16 protein-coding genes and 1 pseudogene are annotated in these 23,446 nt (G+C 52.5%); 12 read left to right on the top strand and 5 right to left on the bottom strand.

The window, feature by feature from the left end; all coding sequences use genetic code 11:
• Positions 1-62: 62 nt before the first annotated feature.
• Together EGM51_05595 and EGM51_05590 are read left to right on the top strand one after the other, a co-directional pair.
• The gene (locus EGM51_05595; protein ID QBG46892.1) at positions 63-1,472 is read left to right on the top strand and encodes a hypothetical protein; all 1,410 of its coding nucleotides are present in this window, start codon (positions 63-65) and stop codon (positions 1,470-1,472) included.
• The gene (locus tag EGM51_05590; protein ID QBG46891.1) at positions 1,463-1,705 is read left to right on the top strand and encodes a hypothetical protein; all 243 of its coding nucleotides are present in this window, start codon (positions 1,463-1,465) and stop codon (positions 1,703-1,705) included. Before EGM51_05595 ends, EGM51_05590 begins: the two co-directional genes overlap by 10 nt.
• Positions 1,706-1,717: 12 nt before the next feature.
• Here EGM51_05590 and EGM51_05585 read toward each other — a convergent pair whose 3' ends face one another.
• From EGM51_05585 to EGM51_05570, 4 genes are all read right to left on the bottom strand, one after another.
• A complete protein-coding gene (locus EGM51_05585; GenBank protein QBG46890.1) occupies positions 1,718-3,223 on the bottom strand; it encodes an alpha-L-fucosidase in 1,506 nt (501 codons plus the stop codon).
• 303 nt (positions 3,224-3,526) lie between these two features.
• Positions 3,527-4,858, bottom strand: coding sequence for a hypothetical protein (locus tag EGM51_05580; GenBank protein ID QBG46889.1), 1,332 nt, complete (start codon positions 4,856-4,858; stop codon positions 3,527-3,529).
• Positions 4,845-6,344, bottom strand: a complete 1,500-nt coding sequence (locus tag EGM51_05575) for a DUF229 domain-containing protein (GenBank protein QBG46888.1) — start codon at positions 6,342-6,344, stop codon at positions 4,845-4,847. The genes EGM51_05580 and EGM51_05575 overlap by 14 nt, the downstream gene beginning before the upstream one ends.
• 82 nt (positions 6,345-6,426) lie before the next feature.
• Positions 6,427-8,877, bottom strand: a complete 2,451-nt coding sequence (locus tag EGM51_05570) for a DUF4982 domain-containing protein (protein QBG46887.1) — start codon at positions 8,875-8,877, stop codon at positions 6,427-6,429.
• Positions 8,878-8,958: 81 nt separating this feature from the next.
• Here EGM51_05570 and EGM51_05565 point away from each other — a divergent pair, with 81 nt between their 5' ends.
• Entirely contained in the window at positions 8,959-9,573 is a 615-nt protein-coding gene (locus EGM51_05565; protein QBG46886.1) for a DUF1080 domain-containing protein, read from the top strand.
• Here EGM51_05565 and EGM51_05560 read toward each other — a convergent pair.
• Positions 9,570-10,439: a helix-turn-helix domain-containing protein gene (locus EGM51_05560; protein QBG46885.1), complete on the bottom strand. Its 870-nt coding sequence runs from the start codon at positions 10,437-10,439 to the stop codon at positions 9,570-9,572. The two genes, EGM51_05565 and EGM51_05560, sit on opposite strands and share 4 nt — an antisense overlap.
• A gap of 209 nt (positions 10,440-10,648) precedes the next feature.
• On the opposite strand from EGM51_05560, the gene EGM51_05555 reads away from it, so the two are divergent.
• From EGM51_05555 to EGM51_05515, 9 genes and pseudogenes are all read left to right on the top strand, one after another.
• Positions 10,649-12,313 (top strand): hypothetical protein, encoded by a 1,665-nt coding sequence (locus tag EGM51_05555; GenBank protein QBG46884.1) that lies wholly within the window; start codon positions 10,649-10,651, stop codon positions 12,311-12,313.
• On the top strand, positions 12,235-12,849 hold the full coding sequence (locus EGM51_05550; protein QBG46883.1) for a hypothetical protein: 615 nt from the start codon (positions 12,235-12,237) through the stop codon (positions 12,847-12,849). Before EGM51_05555 ends, EGM51_05550 begins: the two co-directional genes overlap by 79 nt.
• A 115-nt stretch (positions 12,850-12,964) precedes the next feature.
• Positions 12,965-15,307: pseudogene (locus EGM51_05545) on the top strand (glycoside hydrolase family 95 protein).
• Positions 15,308-15,464: 157 nt separating this feature from the next.
• A complete protein-coding gene (locus EGM51_05540) occupies positions 15,465-17,627 on the top strand; it encodes a hypothetical protein (protein ID QBG46882.1) in 2,163 nt (720 codons plus the stop codon).
• Positions 17,628-17,629: 2 nt separating this feature from the next.
• Positions 17,630-18,490, top strand: coding sequence for a hypothetical protein (locus EGM51_05535; GenBank protein QBG46881.1), 861 nt, complete (start codon positions 17,630-17,632; stop codon positions 18,488-18,490).
• A complete protein-coding gene (locus EGM51_05530; protein QBG46880.1) occupies positions 18,388-19,116 on the top strand; it encodes a hypothetical protein in 729 nt (242 codons plus the stop codon). The genes EGM51_05535 and EGM51_05530 overlap by 103 nt, the downstream gene beginning before the upstream one ends.
• Before the next feature lie 178 nt (positions 19,117-19,294).
• A complete protein-coding gene (locus EGM51_05525; protein ID QBG46879.1) occupies positions 19,295-19,825 on the top strand; it encodes a sigma-70 family RNA polymerase sigma factor in 531 nt (176 codons plus the stop codon).
• A complete protein-coding gene (locus EGM51_05520; protein QBG46878.1) occupies positions 19,825-21,102 on the top strand; it encodes a hypothetical protein in 1,278 nt (425 codons plus the stop codon). Before EGM51_05525 ends, EGM51_05520 begins: the two co-directional genes overlap by 1 nt.
• Complete coding sequence (locus EGM51_05515) at positions 21,099-23,387, top strand: DUF5060 domain-containing protein (protein ID QBG46877.1); 2,289 nt, start codon at positions 21,099-21,101, stop codon at positions 23,385-23,387. The genes EGM51_05520 and EGM51_05515 overlap by 4 nt, the downstream gene beginning before the upstream one ends.
• The last annotated feature ends 59 nt before the right edge of the window (positions 23,388-23,446 follow it).

Below are 23,446 nucleotides of genomic sequence, written 5' to 3'. Positions count from 1 at the left end.
CACCCCTATCGCTGCGGAGTAAAAGACGTATATTTATCGAGGAATTGCTGAAGGAGCTGTTGATGAAACGACTGGTGCTGGGAATGGCCTGTGCGGGGCTGTGTCTGTTTTCCATTGCGGACAGTGTGGTCCGGGAGCGGCCGGAAGAATGGAAGAAGCTGGTTCGCGGAGGGCAGTTTAAGGATCTGTTTCTTCCTATGCCGATGCGGGACGGCATGACGTCTGATACTTGGGGTGGCGAAAATGTTAAACCGCGTGATATTACTAATGGCATAGAAGATCCGAAGTGGTCCTACTGGTGTGCTTTTCCTCATAACGAAAACGGAAAATATCACCTTTATACCGCCCGCTGGCCGGAAAACGAGCCGCGCGGCCATTTCGGTTATTTTGACTCCGAAATTGTTCATGCCGTGGCGGATGACCCGGTGGGACCGTATGTTTTCAAGGACCGGATCGGACCGGGGCATAATCCGGAGCTTTATCGGAATGCACACGATGAATGGATGATCTATTCCACGCACGGCCGTTTCTATTCGTCTGAAAGTCTGGATGGCCCCTGGAAGGCGGGAACCTATATTTTCGACCGGCGTGAGCGTTACGCTTTTAAAAACTTTGTAAACTTTTCGTTTGCGGAACGAGCGGACCGCTCGATGATTGCCGTCTCGCGCCGCGGTTATATCTGGGCCAGTCCGGATGGTAAGGATCGCTGGTATGAGGTGAGTTCAGAATCGGTTTATCCCCGGGTTCCCGGTATTTTCGAAGATCCGGTCATGTGGAAAGATGATATTCAGTATCATATCATCGTGAATGACTGGAAGGGACGGATTGCCTACTATCTGCGTTCTAAAGACGGGTTCCATTGGAAAACGGAAGCAGGCGAGGCCTATGTGCCGGGTATTGCGGAATATACGGACGGTTCTTCGCTGGATTGGTATAAATATGAACGCATTCGTTTTCTGCAGGATGAATATGGACGGCCGTATCTCAGTTTCTTTGCGGTCATCGATACAGACAAGCACTCCGATCTGCCGAATGACATTCATAATTCAAAAAGTATCGTGATTCCGGTGCAGAAGCCGCGTCTGATCGAGGTGCTTAATAAAGAGCCTTTTTTTACTTCCTCGGCGGATATCCGGGTGAAAATCCGGGCCGAAAGCGACTTTAATCCGATAGAGGATATCGATTTCGATTCCATTCGTTTCGGCGATTCCGCAGCAGTGAATTACGGCCGCGGAGCAAAGTTTCAGTCTTTGGAAAAGGACGGAGAAGATCTGATTCTGATTTTTTCCGGAAAAGAGTCGGGACTGACAGAAGAGAACTTCGCCGGAAAACTTCTGGGGAAACAAAGGACGGAGCAATTCTTTATGGCTGGAGCCGTCTCCCGGGAGTCGTCTACGAAGTACCGGTTCTTTCCGCACTCGCACCGAAGTTTGAGTTTACCGCAACAGGACTTGATGCATATGTGGAAGTAACCAATTTCGGAACCGTGCCTTCAAAACCTTCGACGGTAAACGTTCTGAAAGGCCGTGAGCTGCTTTCCAAAAGAACGGTTCGGGGACTGAAACCCTTTGAAAAATCAATGGTTCGGCTTCCGGTTAAGAAAGCCCTTCCCAAAGGCAGTAAAGGAGAATTTACTGTGCTGATTGAAAGTGAAGGGCTTCCTGTCGAAAAGCATACACAGAGCGTACAGCTGCCGATAAACTGATCCGGGAACGACTTATCTCAGTTCGATTTTATATACCAGAGCGGAATCGGCTTCGGCCGGCTTTTCTTTCGGTGAGCGGACCCTCAGTCCTTTACTGGATTTTTTCCATTTAATGCGCTGTCTGCTGCCCAGAACCGATACCGATTTCACGCGCATACGCAGAACCGGGTCTTTGAATCCCTCTAGCAGGATTTCCCTGTTTTTTCCGGGCCAGCCGAGCTGGATGGCATAAACGGTTTTTCCTTTGGTAGTGTAGCGGATGTCGTCCTCCATTAAATCCCAGATGCCGTCCTTGATTTTCCCGTATTCATTCCAGGCATCCTTCTCATCGCGTTTGAGCACGGTTGGTCCATGGCCGAACATATGGAAGGGGCGGGTACCGTAAATCGCTTCACCGTAGAGCTTCATCCATGCACCGATACCCTCCATGGCCTTCACCTGTTCTTCCGGGATGGTGCCGTCGGCCATAGGGCCGGCGGAGAGCAGCATCACGCCGTTTTTACTGACCACATCGGCCAGCACGCGAATTGCTTCCGCAGGTTTTATGGCGGTACGTTTTTCCCGATTGAAACACCATGATGACCCGAGAATAAAATCGGTGATCCAGACTTCGGGCGTAATATCCTGCATCGTGGCGCGTTCAACATTCACCACGGCCAGTTCAGTGGGAAAGAAATCGCCCTTCGTATTTACGACCACTTCTTTGCCGACTTCGTCCGCCTTGTTGAAATAATTTGCCAGAAACTGTTTTCGGTGCGATTCTTTCACATAGCGTTGACCGAAATCCATCCAGATATAATCCGGGCAGTGGGCTTCAATCACTTCGTTGAGTTTACCCAGCCACAGATCGTTGGCATCGTCGTAGGACATATTCCCGTAAAGTTTCGCGTATTTCGGATCCTGCGGTACATCGACCTCATCATAATAATAGTCATCATAATTAGGCCGGGGCCATTTACCTTTAATTTTCGGATAGAACATCATGTGAAAACCGTGATGAAACGTGGCCATAAACTTCAGGTTTCGTTTATAGGTTTCATCCGCGATAGCTTTTACCACATCAATGCCGGGGCCCATCTTTACAGAATTCCATTCATTCGTCTGACTGTCCCAGAGGGAAACACCATCGTGATGCTCGGCAATGGAACCGATGAATTTTGCGCCCATGTTTTCAAACATATCCACCCATTCCGCAGCGTTAAAATTTTCGCCGGTCCATTTATCGATGTAATCGTGATAATGCACGTCAGCACCGTAGGTCCTGCGGTGATATTCATACACATCGCCGCCCCAGAGGTTATCCGGACGGTCCGGCACATACATCCAGCGCGGATACCATTCCGTTCCCCATGCCGGAACGGAATAGACACCCCAGTGGAAATAGACACCGAGCTTAGCATCCGCAAACCACTGCGGTACTGCCTTGTGCCGTTTCAGATTTTCCCACTCCGGTTTCCAGTCAGCGGAAAATGCGGAACAGCTGCAAAAAAGTGTCAGGCCGATCAGGGCGGTTTTCATGGATTGATCCTCTCATTAAAACGATTGTTACAGATAACATTATCCTTTTAACGAATGCCGGATCGAGATCTGGACGCATAATTCAGGCTTATTTCCGGGGAGGGGAGTGCCGACGGATCTGTGCTTCGGGCATTTTTGAGAGACGTTCTGTACCGGCCGACTCCTGAGCACCGGAAAGGATCAGTTGTGGATGCAATGCCGGACAGGTGGTCGGTGAAACAGTAATCATGAGTTGTTTCAGGGAATCCCCTTAACAGTTTATGAAAAACGTTTTAAAGGGAATAAACAGGACAGGCGGGCAACCTATCGCTTCGGCTTTACCACACCCGCCAGCCACGTGCGCAGCTGAAGCGTTGACGGCCGGTTTTCCAGCAGCATCGAATCGGTATGTGCACCGATACCCGATTCAGCAAAGGTGACCGGCTGCCCGGTCCGTTCAAAAAGTTCGTGCAGTTCGGCATGCCGCCCGTTGTCGGTGTGGAAGGTGGGGCGTCCGTTGAGGCGCGGCATCCGTTCCTTCAGCGCACTTTCAAAGGTCGCTCCGTGTACGCCGTCGCCGTCATAATGCTGGCACGGGTGAAAAGCCTTCCATAGTCCGGCAATCTTATCGTTCCGCAGTCCGATATATCCGCAGGCCACGGCACCGCGGGAAAAACCGGTGAGGATCACGTTATCCGGATCGCCACCGAAATCCGTGCAGATCATTTCCACCAGATCGATTGCATAATCCGCGGTGACATCGGCATCGCCCCAGCCGTTCAGCGCCAGAGATCCGTCCCGGTTCACAAAGGGGGCATTGACCCAGATAAATCCTTTACCCTCCGACATGCCGAATCCCATGCGGCCACTCTCCGGCCGGCCCGGCGAATGGCAGGGCGGATTGAGCCAGCGGTTTCCGGAATATTCCACAATCACCGGAAAGCGTTTTCCCGGTTTCCAGTTCGGAGGCAGGTAGAGCACATGATAGGCTTCCCGGTCTTCATAGGTCTTCAGCTGATGCTTCACCCGTTTCCCCGGGACCGGCGGAACATTCATCATGGCAGGAACTTCAAGCCGTTCGTAACCGGCCGGGTACCGGAGCGGTTCAGCATGTCCTTTCAGCCGGACGGCAGTCATTTCAACAGAGGCACCGGTTGCGGGGCGCAGAAACGAAATACGCAGATATTCAATGTGTGATGGATCGAGTTTAGGCACCCGTCCGCCTTTCCAGCGCTGGGAAAGATCGATGGAACAGAGACCGCTGTGTCCGGGTTCGAGTTTAACGGTTTCGACCGCCGCATCCCAGCCCGGCCGGCCCACGGCCCAGAAGGCAACGTTAACCGGTACATCGCCGGTGTTGGTAAACGATGTTTCAACAAAACGATGTCCGGTGAGATTCCAGGGGGTATCGGGAGCGTGGATTAAAACAGAAGGAAAAGCATTGGCTTCCGTGGATTCGATTCGCAGCAGACTGCCGTTACCGGGAGAGAACGCCAGGGTTCCTTCAAAAGAGAGCCGGTTGATGTCGATGGATTCAATCAGCGGTTCTTCCGCGTAGAGTACCATCGGCAGCAACAGCGTCACTGCAATCAATGAGCTTGTCCGGGCTGCATTTTCTAAAAACGCGTTAATACCGCTCATTTTATTGAAGTGCATTGAGAACCCTTTTCATATTCGGTGCTGCATCGGCATTTACATAATTTTTAGGTTTTCTGAGGATCGGTCCCGTAAATTCAGCCCGTTTTGACGGAATCCACTTTCTCATCGCATCAATCCGTTCTGCATGTTCCGGGCTGCTGATCAGATTCGTCCATTCCATCGGGTCTTTCTGAAGATCGTAGAATTCTTCGGTGCCGTCAAGCTGTTGTATATAGTGCCAGCGTTCCCCCATCACAGAGGTTCCGGCATTGGAAACAGTAATGCCCGGCCGTGTCCATGCGGCATTCGGATCCTTCAGCAACGGTGAAAAATCGATGCCGTCGAGTTCCTTTTCCGGCAGGCCGCAGAGACGGATGAGGGTAGGGTAGATATCGATCAGACTGACCGTGCGGTTGCAGATTGCCGGTTTTTCCATGCCCGGCATTTTAATAATTAAAGGTGTTTTGGCTGATTCGTTCCAGGTAGTGTTTTTGAGGAAACGTTGCTTTTCTCCGAGATGCCACCCGTGGTCGCCCCAGATGATGACGATGGTGTTGTCGGCATATCTGCTGTTTTCCAGAGCCTGGAAGATCTTTCCGAGACAGGCATCGGCAAAACTGATACTGGCCAGATAGGCATGGGTGGCTTCTTTTTCCAGTCCGTGCTTTTTCACCCACAGATATTCAGGAGATGGTTTAAAGGCCGGTTTGCCCTGCGGTGTGCGGATGTCGGTCAGATCATCCGCGTTGACTTCCGGAGGCTGAATGGTTTCAAGCGGATACAGATCAAAAAATTCCTGAGGAACAAACCACGGAAGGTGCGGTTTGATAATCCCGGAAGCGATAAAGAACGGTCGGTCAAAATCTCGCTGAAGCATCGCATCGGTCCAGGCAGCAACTTTATAGTCGACCATCTCCTCGAAGCTGCAGGAGGTCGGCCCCCAGCTGAGTTTTCCTTTTCCTTTAAATTCCGGTTTCGTAATGCCGTTGATTGTTCCGGATTTACAGGCGGTTACTTTCTGTCTGTCCGGATTGTTGTTGGTATAACGGCGGGCCCGGGCATGCTCATCGAAGGCCCAGTGGCCGAAGTCCGTGTATTTACCGTCAATACCGTGTTTGTGGAAAATCTTGCCGTTCGAGAGCGTATAATAGCCATGCTTTGAAAAATATTCCGGGAGGGTGGCATGGTGTTTCACCATATCCGAAAAGATCATATTATGCTCATTTCCATAAATACCGGTCGTACTCGGAAGAAATCCGGAAAGGACGGCCGAGCGCGACGGCCCGCAGAGCGGCGCCGCGCAGACTGCATTACGGAACACCATCGCCCCGCCTTCGCAGAATTTGTCCAGATTCGGTGTTTTAGCCTGCGGGTGACCGCCCAGCGGACCGATCCAGTCGTTCAGATCGTCGATCGAAATCATCAAAACATTGAGCGGTTCTGCTACGGTAAAAATCGGAGAACAGAACAGCATCAGCATCAACAGTATTTTTTGAGTATGCATATCGATCTCTCATTTTTCGGTACGTAGATTTATGTGGGAATGCGGTTTCTTTAAACGGCGGAAGATGCGCGGAGTTCATCGCTTATTTTCTTGTGACAATGATCGTTTCCGCCGCTTCCAATCCTTCCGATTCCGCCGTAACGGTTATGCGCCCCTTTTTTCCTTTTTCGGACTGTACAATCACCAGCGCTTTACCGTTGAAAACCCTGCGTTCGAGCGACTGGAAATCGGTCAGATCTGCCGGATTACCGTTTCCTGTGGCGATAATGCGACCCGGACCCTGAATGGAATATTTGACCGGATTATGGGAGCGCGGGACGACGCGACCGCGAGAATCGACCACATCCACTGTGATGAATGCCAGGTCTTTGCCATCGTTTTTAATGACATTCCGGTCCACGGAAAGGGCGAGTTTTTCGGCCGGACCGGTGGTCTGCATAGCGGTTTCGGCCCATGGTTTTCCATTGCGGTAAGCCACCGCCACCAGTTCGCCGGGTTCATACACCACATCGTCCCAGCGCAGGCGTGATTCAAATTTTCCCTTGTATTTCCGGCCCAGCGATTTCCCGTTTAGAAACAGTTCGACTTCATCACCCGAAGTATAGATATGTACGGGGGTGATTTTTCCGATGCGCTCCGGCCAGTTCCAATGCGGCAGAATATGAACCATCGGCAGATCGGGCCGCCATTTGGACTGATACATGTAGTAGCGGTCTTTCGGAAAACCGCAGAGATCGACGATGCCGAAATAGGAACTGCGCGCCGGAATATCACCGCCGAGTTTTTCCAGCTCTTTTTCCATGCGCGCACGTTCCTCGGGATCGGTAAAATTGAGCAGATTGGTTTTGTCTTTATTATATGGTGTCGGCTCGCCGATATAGTCAAACCCGGTCCAGACAAATTCTCCGAAAACCCAGGGATATTTTGCCTGCGCCTCAAACTCCACGTCGGCAGGGTAGGCCCAGTTCGGCGCGTAAAGATCATAGCTGCTGACCTGGAAATAGCCGCCCTGGCCTTTGGCTTTATCGTTCAGCACCGGAAAAAAATATTCGCCGCGTGAGGAAATGGTGGAAGCGGTTTCACTGCCGTAGAGTGGAATGTTCGGATTTTTTTCGCGAAACTCGGCATAGAGGTGCGGCTTATAATTGAAGCCGTAGACATCCACGGTATGCTGAAACCCGTTAAACGCGGCAACGGGCCGGCTGCCGCCGAATGAAACCGGACGGGTTGGATCTTCGCGATGAATCACATCGGTCTGCATCTGCGAAATCCAGGCTTCTTCGGCATAGTTCATTTCCAGGATTTCGTTGCCGGTGCTCCACATCACGACGGAAGGATGGTTCCGGTCGCGGCGGACCATGTTGACGGTGTCGCGTTCCCACCATTCCCAGAAGTGACGGGCATAATCGTTGTCTGCTTTTTTGCGTCCCCAGCAGTCGAACGATTCGACCTGAACCAGTATGCCCATACGATCACAGAGATCGAGAAATTCCGGAGCCGGGGGATTGTGCGCCGTACGGATGGCATTCACGCCGAAGCTTTTCAGGATTTCAATCTGCCGTTCCATCGCACGCACATTGACGGCGGTTCCCAGCGGCCCGAGATCATGATGCTGACAGACGCCGTTCATTTTTATGCGTTTTCCGTTCAGGAAAAACCCTTCATCGGCCGTGTATTCAATGGTCCGCACGCCGAAAGTGCTGGTTACGGTATCAACCGTTTTTCCGGAAATGGAAACCGTGGTTCTGACCTGATACAGATTCGGCAGTTCCAGATCCCAGCGTTTCGGCTGCTCCAGACGAATGAACGCCGTTTTGCCTTTTCCCGTGGCGAGAATCTTAGAGGAACCCGCTTCCATAATTTCGTGGGAAACAGCAGTATCCGGCTGTTCATTTTCGAGCTCGGTAACGACTTTGACCATGGCATGGTCGTCATTCACGATCGGTGTCGTGATGTAAACGCCCCAATGCGCTACATGGGTCGGCTCGGTTTTAACCAGCCAGACGTTGCGATAGATGCCGCCGCCGGGATACCAGCGCGACGACTCCGGTTTATTATCCAACCGGATGGCTACGGTATTTTTCTTGCCGATTCGGATTCTGCCGGTCAGATCCATGCGGAATGAAGAATAACCGTACGGCCATTCGCCAATGTATTCGCCGTTGAGCCAGATCTGTGTGCCGGACATCGCGCCATCGATATCCAGAAAGATCCTTTTTCCCCGGTCCGCTTCCGGAGATTGAAAGGTTTTGCGGTACCAGCCGATGCCCGCCCACGGCAGTTTCCCGGTGCGGTTCGGCAGATCGGAGCGAAAAGGGCCCTCAATACCCCAGTCGTGCGGAAGATCCAGCGTGCGCCAGTCGGTATCATTAAATTCCGGATTTTCCAGCCCCTTCGGCTCCGCCCGCTCAGATCCATCCGGCATCGGACCGAACCGGGCAAACTTCCAGTCGTCATTAAAGGGCATCCGCTCCCTGGCGCCCGCGAAAAGCAGAAGCGAAAACAATGTGAATAAAGTAAACAGGCATTTCATAATACAATCTCCGACTTAAACCCCGAAACCTATCAGACTGGAGAAATGATGAAATAAGGCGATCAGCCAAAAACATGCGCAATGTTGACAACTGCCCTGCACGGCCCGGCTGCCCCGCCGTCGGATGCCGATGTTTTGTTCGATGGAACCGCACTGGATAAATTCCGGAAAAACAGCTGGTCCGTTAAAGATGGCAATATTGTGGCTGGAAAAGGCGGCCTGAGTTCCGGCAGGACCTATGGCGATATGCAGATGCATATTGAGTGGCGCACTCCGAATCCGCCGGAGCCGGAAAAGCCCGGCAGTATGGGAAACAGCGGGATCTATATCATGGGGCGCTATGAGCTGCAGATTTTCGACTCCTATTCCTGCTGCATCTATGCGGATGGATCGGCGGGTGCGATATATGGGCAGACGCCTCCAATGGTGAATGTATGCCGTAAGCCGGGCGAATGGCAGACCTATGATATCTGGTTTAAAGCACCGGTTTTCGAGGGCGAAAAGCTGATTTCCCCCGCCCGGATCACTGTGCTGCACAATGGGGTGTTTATTCATGTGAATACTGAAATTAAAGGTCCGACGCGGCATAATAAAACAACAGCCTATGTTCCGCATCCGGCACGGTTGCCGTTCTTCCTGCAGGGGCATGGCAGTGCAGTGGAGTTCCGCAATATCTGGATCCGCGACCTGAATTAAGCCGGGTTGCGGTAGCGCCGTCTGAACTCGGTGGGGGAGAGTCCGGAAAATGCACGGAACCTGCGTGAAAAATAGAGCGGATCTTCAAAATGGATCCGGCCGGCAATTTCACTGATGGAAAGAGCGGTGTCGGTTAACAGGCGGCCGGCATGCTGAAGGCGGTGTTCCATTACATACCGTGCAGGAGAAACGGCGATCTGTTTTTTCCACTGTCGGCGGAATGTTGACTGCGAAAAACCGTGGCGACGGGCAAGCTGCATGAAATCGACAGGTTCCGGCAGCCTGGATTCAAGTTCGTTGAGCAGGGCCAGAAAGGCTTTTTCAGAGTTGTTGCGTTCCCGGACCGGTTCGTTCAGAAGACTTTCCAGAATGAGCGATTCACCGATGCGGTCGGCGCGGTCGGCAAGGCCGTAACCGGAATCCTTTTCGCAGAGGGTGTAGAGTTCGCCGATTCCGTGCCGTACCGTTGACGCATGGTTCATCCGCCATACCGGGTTGTCGGTTCGGTAGAAACCGAGTGCTTTTAAGCGGGGGATGCAGGTTGCGTCATACATCAGGTAAAACTCTTCCCAGTTTGCGGCAGGCTGATCGGTGGCGGATGAGCCGGGACCATAGCTGAATTCTTCACCGGGCCACTGCATCAGCACGCACGGCGCTTTTACCGTCCATTCGCCGGAGCGGTTGCGGTAGCTTCCGCCTCCACTGAGAATAAAAGAAAAGTTGCAGGTCAGGAATGAGGCGACGAGCCGCCCGGTTTTCTGCGGACAGTAGCCCACGTTGGTGAGGGGAAGGCCGGACGGAAAGGATCGTTTCCGGTTTTCCAGATTTTTCATCCAGAACGTATTCTGCTCAAAAAAGCTGATCATTCGTGTTCTCAATTCCGGTTGAATGCTTCGTTTTTAATGGCGTTGTGTCGTGCAATAATTGTCCATGTTTACTGTCCTGATTCAGAAATGAAAGCATTGGTGGATAATTTTTATGAAAATATTATCCATGTCTTTGGTTCTGCTTTCCATGTACAGCATCTGCCGGGCGGATGTATTTTCTGTGATCGCGATCAGGAAAGGTGAAAAGGATGAAAAGAATAATGTGCGGTATGATATGTCTGTTTGCTCTGACGGCTCTGGCGGACAGTCCGAATAAAAAACTGGATTCGGGGATCTCTCCGGAGCGGGAGGCGCGGATTCAGGAACGTGTGAAAATCATGATGTCAACAATGACGCTTGATCAGAAGATCGCTCAGCTGATGGGTACTGCGGATCAGCCGGTTCTGGCGCGTGGCGAAGCGATTTCGGGGATTAATGTAAAGGGCGCAACAACACTGCCGCAACAGATCGGAATTTCGTGTTCGTGGAATCCCGAGCTGGTGAGGATCAACACATCGTATACATCGAAACTGATGCGGAAGCTGGGGATGACACTGGCGCTTTCGCCGATGCTTGACGTCAGCCGGAACGCGCATTGGGGCCGGATGGAAGAGAGTTTCGGCGAATCAGCCTATCTGACCTCGCGCATGGGGCTGGCGTTTGTACAGGGTATGCAGACAGATGATTTACGCAACGGTGTTGCCGCGACGACGAAGCATTTTGCGGGTTACGGGAATCCGAATAATGATTTGCGTGAATTTCTGGAGGAAATTCTGATGCCGCACGAAGTGGCTGTTCGGTTGGGAAACTCGCAGAGCCTGATGCCGGGCTATCATGCGTATGATGGCCGCCCGGCGCATGCAAATGCGTTTCTGCTTCAGGAGATTCTGCGCGATAAGTGGGGGTTCGACGGGGTTGTGGTTTCGGACTATTTTGCCGTGAAGCAGATTCATACGGCGCATAACTATGAGAAAGACAAGCTGCATGCCGCTGTGCGGGCACTGAAAACCGGTGTGGATATCGAGCTGCCTGCCGGAGATTGTTATAAGCAGTTAAAAAAGGCCCTGGAGGATGGGCTGATTTCGGAAGAGGATATTAACCGTTCTGTAAAACGTGTGCTGGTGCTGAAGGGTCGGCTGGGTTTGCTCGACCACCCGGCGGAAAAAGAAAAGAATATAGAAATGGATCCGCCGGAATACCGACGTCGCGCCTATATTTCGGCCTGTCAGTCGGTGGTGCTGCTGAAAAACAACGGGATTCTGCCGCTGAAGAAAAAGGTGAAACGAATTGCGCTCGTGGGGCCGAACGCCGATGCCGTGGAATCGCTTTTGGGTGATTACACGCATCAGACGCTCTCGCTTTACTGGGGTAAAAAGCCGTTGACTGGGCTCAACCCGAAACTGGTCACCTTGCGTGAAGGGTTGACCGATAAGCTCGGTTCTGATGTGGAGCTGCTGTATGAACGCGGCTGCGAATGGACAACTTCGTATAAGGACGCAGTGAAGAAGGTCGGCAATATCGGCGACGAACGTGAAAAAAAGGTCGTTGAAATTTCTTCGAAGGACTTCGGAACCCCGAATCCGGAGCGGGCCTTTGAGATCGCCCGGCAGAGTGATGTCATCATTGCAGCAATGGGTGAAAACCGCTATCTGTGCGGTGAAGGCCGCAGTCGTGGTGATATCCGTCTTGCGGGGGAGCAGGAGGCTTTTGTTCAGCAGTTGATTGCCACCGGAAAGCCGGTGGTTCTGATTATTTTCGGTGGTCGACCGCATGTGCTTACGGCTGTCGCCGACGGTTGTGCGGCGATTATACAGGGGTGGTATCCGGGGAAGAGGGAGGAAATGCGGTGGCGGATATTCTGCTGGGGAATGTGAATCCATCAGCAAAAATGACGGTAACCGTGCCGCGCAGCAACAGGCAGTGTCCGATCTGGCATAGTGGCGGGTATAATCCCGACGATATGCCGCTTTATCCTTTCGGACACGGCCTTTCCTACACCACGTACCAATACAGCAATCTGGACATCAAAAAAACGGCGCGGACAACAGACGACTGGATCCGGGTTTCGTTCGATGTCGGCAATACGGGCAGCATGGACGGTGCCGAAATTACACAGCTCTATGTTTCCGCAGAAGGTCTTTCCATGCCCCGCCCGCCGATTAAGCTGCAGGGGTTCCGGCGCGTGGAGCTGAAACAGGGTGAAACCCGGCGGATTACATTTGCGGTTTCGCCACAGCAGTTTGCTTTCTACAACAAGGATATGGAGCTCGTGATTGAGCCCGGGCAATACACCTTCAAAATCGGAGCGTCTTCAACCGATATCAGGCTGAGTTCTGTGGTGGAGATGAGCGGTCCGGTTCGTAAACTGGAGCGCAAGGAAATCTTTTTCAGTGAAACGGTTGTGGAATAGAGATTTTCTGAATACCGGATCCGCACTGCGGATTCTGACATAAAGTCTGAGGTTTTCGTACAGACTTCTCTTCCTGATTCCGTTTAAATCTTAAACGGACAAGGAGGATGAGTGAATGAAGAAAGGTATACTGTTTGCACTGGTAGCCTACAGCGCCGTCGGTTTGGTCCGGGCCGGTGACCTGGTCCTGAGGTACGATGAACCGGCAGAGAAATGGACTGATGCATTGCCAGTAGGGAACGGTTCCCTAGGTGCGATGATTTTCGGGGGATCGAAAAGGAGCGCATCCAGTTTAATCATGATACGCTCTGGGCCGGCAAACCCCGGTCCTATGCCCGCGACGGTGCTGCCGGGGTGCTTCCGGAAATGCGGAAGCTGCTGTTTGAGGGAAAACAGCAGGAGGCACAGAACCTGGGCGGAGAGCGGTTTATGTCGGTGCCGTTGCGTCAGGCCCCGTATCAGCCCTTCGGGGATCTCCGACTGAATTTCTCAAAACCGGGAAGGGTTGAAAACTACCGTCGTGAACTGGATCTGGACGGAGCTGTTGTTAAGACGGAATATGCTGTTGACGGGGTGTTGTACAAACGGACTGTTTTTGCAAGTTATCCGGATCAGTTGATTGCCGTTCGGATCGAATCCGGAAAATCCGGAAAAGTTTCGTTTAGAGCCGGTCTTTCATCTGTACATCAATCGGCAGCTCAGGTGACGGCCCTGGATGCATCTACACTGAAATTAACAGGGAAAGTAGATGTTGTTGACGTTGAAAAAAAAGGAAGTGCGATTTCGTTTGAGGGTGTAACGAAGTTCGAGGCCCGGTTAAAAGTAAGGACCGAAGGCGGTAGTGTGCAGGTATCTTCTGAAGGCATTTCGGTCAATGACGCGGATTCGGCAACGCTTTATCTGGTGGCCGCGACCGGGTATGGGAATTTCCGGTCTTTGGAGGCGGACCCCTCTGAACAGTGTGAGGATGTTCTGGCTAGAATTGAGGGGAAATCTTATGCGCAACTGCTTGCTCGTCATCAGGCGGATTATCGAACGCTGTTTCGGCGAACCGCCTTGAATCTTGCCGGCGGGCATTCAGCAGGTTTACCGACTGATGAACGGTTGAATCGGTATCAGTTCGATCCGGATCCCGATCTGGTTGCACTTCTTTTTCAATATGGACGTTATCTTTTAATAGCCTCTTCCCGTCCGGGAAGTCAGGCCGCCAACCTTCAGGGACTGTGGAATGAATCCCGGACACCGGCGTGGGATTCAAAATACACATTGAATATCAATGCCGAGATGAATTACTGGCCGGCCGAGCTTTGTAATCTTTCGGAATGCCATGAACCGTTTTTTGATCTGATCCGGGATCTGCAGATTACGGGGGCTGAAGTTGCGGAAAAGCATTACGGTGCACGCGGCTGGGTGGCACATCATAACACCGATGCATGGCGCGGTGCGGCACCGATCAATGCTTCGAACCACGGAATCTGGCCGGTGGGCGGAGCGTGGATGTGTACGCACCTCTGGGAACACTATCTCTTCAGCGGGGATGAAGAATTTCTAGCTGAAACGGCGTATCCGCTGATGAAAGGGGCTTCGGAATTTTTTGTAGACTATCTTGTTGAAGATCCGGTGTTCGGAAAAGGCTGGCTGGTGAGCGGCCCAAGCAATTCCCCGGAACGCGGGGGCTGGTGATGGCTCCGACGATGGATCATCAGATTATCCGGGCTCTGCTGAACAGTACGGCGGAAGCCGCGGAAATTCTTGGAAAAGATCCGCAGCTGGTCCGGCAGTTCCGTGAAACTGCTGCGCGTATTGCTCCTAATCAGATCGGCGAAGCGGGACAGTTGAAGGAGTGGCTGTATAAAGAGGATCCTTTTACGGATCACCGCCATGTTTCGCACCTGTGGGGGCTGCATCCCGGGGCTGAAATCACACCGGAAACGCCGGCTCTTTATGAGGCCTGTAAACGAACGCTGGAACTGCGCGGCGATGCAGGAACCGGATGGTCCAGGGGCTGGAAGGTCAATTTCTGGGCGCGTCTGCGCGACGGGGAGCGGATGAACCGGATTCTTTATGGGTTTTTCAATAATACGAGTGTGAAAGGGGCGCGGGGTTTTATAACAATCTGTTCGATGCGCATCCGCCGTTTCAGATTGACGGCAATTTCGGCCTGACGGCGGGGATTGCCGAAGCGCTGGTGCAGTCGCATCTGCGTGATGCAAACGGGCACTGGATTATTGATTTGCTGCCGGCGCTTCCATCCGCCTGGCCCGATGGTTCAGTAACGGGGCTGCGCGCGCGTGGAGGTTTTGAGGTTTCCATTCGCTGGAAAGCCGGAACGCTGATTCTAGCTGAGATAAAATCGCTGAAGGGCAACCCGCTTGTTGTGCGCATGGGCAGCAAAATCATCCGCACACAAACCGCTGCCGGAAAAGTCTATATCGTTGAAAATAAAGAGCTGAAGTAGGCTGTGCCGAAATTCTGCTGAAACGGGCTTTAACATGATCAAAACGCCATTTGCAGCCATTTGGCTTTACAACAGAGGCTGTTAAGATAGGCTGTTTCGGGTATAGTTGCAGGATGAAATTCTCGATTCCGGCTTTAAAATAAGGATGTTTTTTTAAGTGAAAACTGAACTTCGTGATTTTTGCGTAGACTATTCCGCATTCGCATCACCGCTCCTGCGGACTCTGGATGAATCACTGTCCAGAATGGATGATGCCGGCCGGGCAGAAATGCTCGGCGATGCCCGCCCGAAACTGGCCGATGTGCAGCACCGCCTTAAGATTCTGGTTGATAAACTGGAGGCGCAACAGGCCTATCTGATTATTTTCGGTCCGCTGAAAAGCGGTAAGTCAACCTTGATGAATGCCATCAGCGGAAGTTATGTCAGCGAAGTCAGCAGTCTTCCGGCCTATCCGTGTCTGGTTTATGTCCGGGATGGAGAACAGCAGGCGTTTTCAACCACGTCCTATGGAGGGCAGTGCCGCGGAATCGGCAGTCGCGAAGAGCTCGAGCAGCTGGTGGATACGAAGCATGGCGAACTTGCCGAGGAATTGAAAAAAGCCGAGGAAGCCGGCCGGACATTTGATCCCGCTACCGATTATCCCGATGCATTGCGCCGGATTGACATCAGCCTTCCGGCGGCCGATCTGGCCAAATCCGGTGTGGTACTGGTGGATACCCCCGGCCTGTACACCCGTATGAAGTTCGGCTATGACCTGATGACGCGGGATTTCCGTGATGCCGCTGCGTGTGCGGTTTTCGTTGTAAAAACGGAAAACCTTTTCCTGGAACAGGTTTTTGCTGAATTCAACAAACTGCTGGATATTTTCAGCCGGGTTTTTCTGGTTGTCAATATTGACGGCAACAAGAAGGATCTTGCGCCGGACGGTTCGCTGAGACCCAGTGTTGAAAGCGAAGCACCGCAGCGTGTGGTGGAAGCGTTTGAATCGCTCTCGATGGAGGCTCCGCTTCGTAAAGCGTTTGATGAAGGCCGGCTTAATATCTATCCGATTGATCTGCTCAGTGCCGCTGCCGGGCGTTTAGGATCCGGTCAGGAAAATACGGAAGAGGGCACTTCGGCCTTTGATGATTTTCTTGCGGATCTCAGTGATTATCTCAACAGCAGTGATTATCTGTTTGAATTCCGCCGCGACAGTATCAATCAGGGCGGCATCCTGGCCAAAGAGCTGAGGGATGCGGTTACGGGAGTGGCTATTGAACGGTTGCGGTCGGCCTGCGAGGGCGACCGGGAAAAACGTGAAGAACTTCTGAAACGACGGGAAGCGGTACGCTGTATAACGGATCTCGACTGGAATGCCGTTTTTTCCGCAACACGACGGATGACGATTTCTGAAATCGGCACGATGGTCGGAGATGCTGTTGTACAGTTGCGCGGTGGGCTCAGCAAAGTGCTTGATGAATGGTTTCAGTCGGAAAACAGTTTGAAAACGCTGGGCGAAAAGGGATTTGGCGAAAGGATAGAAGCCGAGGCTGAGCGTCTTGGAGAACAGGCCCGCCGGATTATGAAACGCCATCTGGGCGGCGCTTTTGCCGGAGCGGAACTGGAAAGCGGTGCCCGCGAAGCACTGCGGTTGCTGGAGATTGACCTGGCTGAAATCAGTGGTGATTCCGTTCAGCATATGGGGTCGGAAGAGGCGTTTGCCATTAAAAAATTTGAGCTGGATCCGGCCACGATACCGGTTCGTCGCCGCTTTTTTGATTATCTGTTTTTCCGCAGCCCTGTGAGAATCCGGAGAAAGCTGTTCGGAGACTACGGCAGCCGGACGATACCCGTTGTGCAGAAGGAACGCCGTCTGGGGGATGAAGCCCGCGAATATCTGATTGTTCAGGTCCAGGCTTTCGTGAAAAACAGTCTGGCGGACGCCATGGAAAAAGAAGCGGAGCTGCTGGCGGACCGGCATACGGAAACATTGCGGGATACGGTGTTATCGAAACTCGAAGCGGATGAAACGGCACTCACAGATGAACTTGAAAAACTGGAAAAAGAGATTGCTGAACTTGAACATATGCTGACTCTGACCGATGGAATGGCGGCGGCAGTTGAGGATTTTGACGGCCGTCTGTCCGCGATGCAGACGGCGCTGGAAGGTTCGACGCAGCAGGGGGTGGAATCCGGGGAGGTTCAGGAGGAGTCTGCGGAAGATGATTCGGAGATTGCAAACGACTCGGCGGGTGATAATAACATGGATACGGGTGCGGCGGATACCGGTGCCTCCGATTCAGAAAAGACAGATAACGAGACGGAAGAAGATAGGGGTTAACGATGCGGGTTTTTGATTTCTGGCGGCACTGGAACGTACTGGAAAATCCATTCAGCGCCGAAGAGGCGACCGATGATCCGGTGTTTCTGCGATTACTTTCGGAAGAATCCACCCATCCTGATTTTGCCAAAATCTACGGCACCCCCGAGCATCCCTCCTCGGCCATTGTGTTCGGAGAAAAGGGCAGTGGAAAAACGGCATTGCGCCTGACGATGGAAAAGCAGTACGCGCTTCATAATGAAAATTCAGAAGATCAGCGTGTCTGGGTGGTTCGGTATGACGATCAGAATGCCGCGCTGGATACTTTTGCAAGCCGTTTCAAAGAAGAGAATCCGTTGCGGCACATGCGGCTTGAAGATCATCAGGATGCTATGCTTGCACTTGCCGTGACCAAACTGGTGGATACCCTCATGGGCGAGCGGCCGGAACTGCCGGGATTCAGCGGTATGCGGCGCAGCGTAAAGCGCATGAGTCGCCGTAAACGGATGGGATTGTGTCTGCTTGCTGCATTGTATGATCAGCCTAACAGTTTGAATGATCAGCGTTTTGAACGGCTTCGGGCACTTGTACGCATCGGCACAATGCAGTTTGCTGAATGGATTGCGGCGGCCTTGTTTGCTCTGATCGGTGCCACGCTGCTGCTTTTCGGCGATACGCTGGAACTGCCTCGCTGGGTTTCTCTGGCTGGCGGCGGCATCGGGCTGGGGGGGCGCTTCTGCTGGTATTGCTGCAGGGTGTGGAATTTTTACGGACGCATACTTTGGCGGCGCGCCTTCGCCGCGAAATCCGGACGGTTGGACATGTTACCGGCGAACTTGCCCGGAAGTTGCGGAAGATCGGGCGTACCCGGACGGCCGGAATAGCACTGCCCATGCCCGGCGATCATGACAGCCGCTATGAACTCAACCGGTTCCTGCTGGCGATTCTCGGGGAGTTCGGCTACAGCGGAATGGTGGTTCTTGTTGATCGCGTGGATGAGCCGGCCATGATCAATGGTGATGCACAGAAGATGAAGGAGCTGGTCTGGCCGATGCTCAATAACAAATTTCTCCAGCAGCAGCATATCGGCATCAAGTTGCTGCTGCCGATTGAACTGCGCTATCTTGTTCACCGGGAATCTGAAGACTTCTATATGAAAGCGCGGCTTGATAAGCAGTGCATGATTGACCGCCTTGCCTGGTCGGGCTCCGCTCTGTACGATCTCGCCAACATGCGCCTTAAAGCGTGCTGCGATAATAACGCGGATGCGCCGGTGCTGAGTGATTTCTTTGATGAAGATGTATCGCTTCAGGATGTACTTGATGCGCTGGGACAAATGCAGCAGCCTCGCGATGCCTTTAAACTGCTCTATCAGGTTGTACACGAACATTGTTCCTATACGCCGAACGAAGAGCCGCTGTGGAAGATTCCGCGCCTTACGCTTTCGCAGGTAGCTAAGAATCAGGCTCGGCGCCTTAACGATATGCAACGGGGCCTTCAGCCTGCCTGATGCCGGTTCCGGCCGGATAAATAAGAATGGTTAAACGACCTGTTTTTTCGTCCGTGTGTGACGTCAGAACAGGTTTTTTGTATATACCGGGATGGTGGACCGAGGCGTGGAAGTTTATTTTTTCTGCCTAATCCGGAAGACTGCACCGTATGTAGGTCATATTTAAAGGAATCCGTAAATGACCGATTCGGAAAAGATTGAAAATCTGCTGACCGTTTTTTATGAAAACCACGGAAATCTGCGGGGGTATGTTTTCGCTTCAACGCGCAGCTATCACGGAAGTGAAGAGGTGTTGCAGTCCGTGGCGATCAAAATCGCACAGGCCGGAGCGACGTTTGACGGGGAGCGTCCGGCGCTGCCCTGGATTATGGGCATCACCAAAAACCAGATTAAGCAATGGTATCAGAAAAACCGACGGGATGCACGGCATATCAGTTTCGAGGTGATCGATGAATATCTCCCGAAAATGGCGGTGTTCAGTGCTGAGCAGATGACGCCGCGCCGGGATGCACTCGACAGGTGTATGCAGAAACTGCCGGCAAAACAGCGGCGGATTGTTGAGCTGAAATATGTTGATAACTGCAATTGCACGCAGATTGCCGTGGCGCTGGGTAAATCGGTGCAGAGTATTTATTCCTTATTGAAGCGGCTGAAGGCCGAACTGCGAAAGTGCATTGAATTCCAGCTGCAGCGTCCTGAGGTGTTCTGATGGCCAATACGGAGGATTATCTGAAAAATCTGGCGGCCGAATATTTTCTACGTGATTTGAGCGAGGAAGAACTTGAGGAGCTGCAAACAGCACTTCGGAATGATCCGCAGCTTGGAAATTATTTTATCGAGACCGCCCGCGATGAGTGGCTTATGAGCGATTATCAGGCGTATCGGAAAGCGAAAACCATTCTGTTTCCGGTCCGGAAAACACGGGTACAGAAGGTGCGCCGTATTGCCGCAGCTGCGGCCCTGTTGCTGACCTTTTCCGGAATCTATCTGGCGCAGCACACGCGGATTAATAATTTTGTTTCTGACGGAAGCATAGACTATCAGCCGGTGGCCACGGTGGTTGAGCTTGCTCTTCCGGCCGGAGGGGGCTCTGTTTCTGCGATAAATCAGGGCGAGGTGCGCGCTCTCGGGTACGGTGATCCGGTATATACCGGTGACCGGATTGTGGTTCCCGTGGGCGGATCGCTCATGTTCAGTTATATCGGTGAGCGGACGTTCATTTTCATAGCCGGCGGATCGCTGTTCGCGGTTTCGGATCAGGACGGTGCTAAGCGGATTCACCTTACATCAGGTCATCTGCATGCAGACGTGGATAAGCAGAAGCCCGGGATGCCGATGAAAATTACGACGCACGATGCCGAGGTCGTGGTGCTGGGAACTTCATTTGAGGTTTTGGTGGATCAGTTTACCCGCCTGTCAGTGCAGGAGGGGAGGGTTCGGTTTGCAACCCGCTCCGACGATCAGAGTGTGGAAGTGGGAGCCGGCATGGTTACCGACAGCCGAAGTATAACTGAAAAGGGCGGGCGCGTTTTGCACCGGGTACTGCTGCCGGTGCAGGATGATAATATCGGTCTGGATAACCACAATATCCTGCATATTGATCCGAAGCGGAATCACCAGGTTTTCCTTAAATTTGATGTGGCTGAAGCGCCGGAGCGGATTGCGCAGGCCCGTCTGCGGCTGCAGGTTTCCAGTCGCCGGCCCGACGGTGGTGGAGGGGTGGTCCGTCTGCATGCTGCATCTCCGGGATCAACGCCGGAAAATGCATTGGACCGGCTGGAGAAACAGATTTCTGAATTTCGGGGAAAAATCGACCTGGGTGAATTTCTGGAATTTGAAATTAACCCGAGGGATCTGAGGGCAGGGCTGAATACGTGGGTAGTCACCCTCGATAAACTGTGGGGCGATGATATCTGGATGGGATCCACTGAAGCCGGTGAAGCGCCGGAACTGATTTTGAAAATGAAACCAATGGAGCATCAATGAAGCGGAAACAATTTGTGAAATGGTCATGCATCATCGCCGTATTTCTTCCCGGCTATGCCGGTTTTGCCGAAGAAAACGCCGATACTGTGGTGTATTCCGCGATTGCGGATTTTTCAAAAACGGAAGCCGGCGAAGTGCCGTATTATGTGCATAAGTGGAAAAAGGCACTGGCCATCAATGCGGGGAACCCGAAGTTCCGAAACCGGTTTGCACGGGCCGAAACTCCGTTCGCTGAGGCGGGCGGAACATATGATGTTATTTTGACAACACTGCGCGAGCTGGACGGGGAGTGCACCTATCGGTTTCTGGTGAATGGAAAGATTATCGGTACGGTGCAGAATGCGGAAACCGATGTAGATTATGCGCCACAGAAACATTGCTTCCGGAAAGTTGAAATTCCGGACGGTGCAACGATTGCGGTGGAGTCGGACTGCGTGACAAACGGTAGGGTTCCGGAAGGAGACAGCACGGCCTACGCCCGTGGACGCTGGACGTCTGTGGCGTTTACACCGGTCGGCACTCAGACCGCTTCAGTTGAAATTTATGGAGAACGGTTTCTTTGGCATAAGATCACCCTTAAACTTAACGGTCCGTTTTCATCGGAACGGGCAATACCGAATCCGTTTACGGACTACCGGATGGATGTCAGGTTTACCCATCCGGTATCCGGAAAAACGATGGTGGTTCCCGGTTATTTCGCGGCGGATGGAAATGCCGCAGACAGTGGCGCTGATTCGGGAAGTTTATGGTTCTGTCATTTTCGACCGGATGTTTCCGGAGTCTGGAATTATGAGGTTTCATTTATTCAGGGGCATCAGGTGGCGACGGGGGGAAAGGGATATGCGCTGGACCTGTATAATGGAATCTCCGGTTCATTTGAGATTTCCGGAGACAACCCGGCAGAAGCACCGGATCTAAGGGCAGAAGGCCGATTGCGCTATGTTGGAAAACACCACCTTCAGTTTGAGGGCAGCGGAAAATATTTTCTGAAATTCGGTCCTGATTCGCCGGAAAATTTTCTCGAATATTATGAATTCGACAATACCCCCGAAAAAGGAAACAAGGGCATTCGCCATACCTTCGCCTCACACGCGAAACACTATAACGGCGACGGTGAACTGTGGGGGAACGGCAAGGGAAAAAATATATACGGTGCGTTGAATTATATTTCGGGTACCGGAGCGAATTCGGTTTCGATGCTGCTCAATAATGTCGGTCGGCTGGTCCCTGATCCGAACAACGGTAAACGTCCCTATTCCGGTCCCGGTGATGGCGACCGCGTTTTTCCGTATGTGGATAAAAATGAACGGTTGCGTTTTGACTGCTCCAAACTGGCGCAGTGGGAACGGGTTTTTGACCATGCGGAGAAAAAGGGACTTCACCTGCATTTTAAATTGATGGAACTGGAAAATGCGCGCGATCTTGATGGCGGGCAGCTGGGACCGGAGCGTAAGCTCTTCTATCGGGAAATGGTTGCCCGGTTCGGTCATCATCTGGCACTGAACTGGAATATGTCGGAAGAGATTCCGGTCGGGGCGGAAACGCGGACGGAATGGCTGAAGTATATGGAAAAGATTGATCCGTGGCAGCATCCCCGTGTTTTTCATACGGGGCCTTCGAAGGATAAAAGTAAATTTTACGCTCCGCATCTCGGGGCCTCAGAGTTGACCGGTATTTCGCTTCAGACCCCGGAAGCCGTTGATACGGAAAATGTTTTTAATGAAACAAAGCTGTGGGTTGATCGTTCAGCTGAAGCCGGCCGGCCGTGGGTCGTGGCGTGCGATGAGCAGGGGCCGGGGAATCTGGGCGTGAACCAGAGTTTTGAACTGAGCCGAAAAAATGTGTTGTGGGGCAACCTCATGGCCGGCGGCGGAGGGGTGGAATACTATTCCGGCGGTTCTGATCTCAGGCTGGATAACTACGCCCATTTCGAGAAGCTGCTCCGTTGGTCGGATATTGCCGTTAATGAATTTTTCCAGGATCAGCATATCCCGTTCTGGACCATGAAAAATCACGATGAACTGCTCTCCGGCGGAACCGGACACTGTCTGTCGGATGGGAAAAACGTGTTTGTCGTCTATCTGCCGGAAGGAGGCCGTGCTTCGCTGAATCTGAAGCAGATGAACGGTGCGTATGAAGTCTATTGGTTTGATCCGATAAACGGTGGGGATTTGGTCCGCGGCAGTATAGCAACTGTGAGCGGCGGTTCCTCTGTTTCGCTGGGTGAGGCCCCGTCAAAACCGACGTCCGACTGGGTTGTCCTGATCCGACGTAACAACAGATAATTTATTCTGCCTAATATCGATATAGCTCCTGCATATAGGTCGTCAAGTGAGGGACCTAT

It is taken from the genome of Verrucomicrobia bacterium S94 (assembly GCA_004299845.1).
In the GTDB taxonomy this organism is placed as follows: Bacteria; Verrucomicrobiota; Kiritimatiellia; order Kiritimatiellales; family Pontiellaceae; genus Pontiella.
This window is presented reverse-complemented; position numbering and strand designations above follow the sequence as displayed.

Coding starts and splice junctions, on each gene's coding strand:
- EGM51_05595 (QBG46892.1), top strand. CDS start 63: ATGAAACGACTGGTGCTGGGAATGGCCTGTGCGGGGCTGTGTCTGTTT.
- EGM51_05585 (QBG46890.1), bottom strand. CDS start 3,223: ATGAAAACCGCCCTGATCGGCCTGACACTTTTTTGCAGCTGTTCCGCA.
- EGM51_05580 (QBG46889.1), bottom strand. CDS start 4,858: ATGCACTTCAATAAAATGAGCGGTATTAACGCGTTTTTAGAAAATGCA.
- EGM51_05575 (QBG46888.1), bottom strand. CDS start 6,344: ATGCATACTCAAAAAATACTGTTGATGCTGATGCTGTTCTGTTCTCCG.
- EGM51_05570 (QBG46887.1), bottom strand. CDS start 8,877: ATGAAATGCCTGTTTACTTTATTCACATTGTTTTCGCTTCTGCTTTTC.
- EGM51_05565 (QBG46886.1), top strand. CDS start 8,959: ATGTTGACAACTGCCCTGCACGGCCCGGCTGCCCCGCCGTCGGATGCC.
- EGM51_05560 (QBG46885.1), bottom strand. CDS start 10,439: ATGATCAGCTTTTTTGAGCAGAATACGTTCTGGATGAAAAATCTGGAA.
- EGM51_05555 (QBG46884.1), top strand. CDS start 10,649: ATGAAAAGAATAATGTGCGGTATGATATGTCTGTTTGCTCTGACGGCT.
- EGM51_05535 (QBG46881.1), top strand. CDS start 17,630: ATGCGGGTTTTTGATTTCTGGCGGCACTGGAACGTACTGGAAAATCCA.
- EGM51_05525 (QBG46879.1), top strand. CDS start 19,295: ATGACCGATTCGGAAAAGATTGAAAATCTGCTGACCGTTTTTTATGAA.
- EGM51_05520 (QBG46878.1), top strand. CDS start 19,825: ATGGCCAATACGGAGGATTATCTGAAAAATCTGGCGGCCGAATATTTT.
- EGM51_05515 (QBG46877.1), top strand. CDS start 21,099: ATGAAGCGGAAACAATTTGTGAAATGGTCATGCATCATCGCCGTATTT.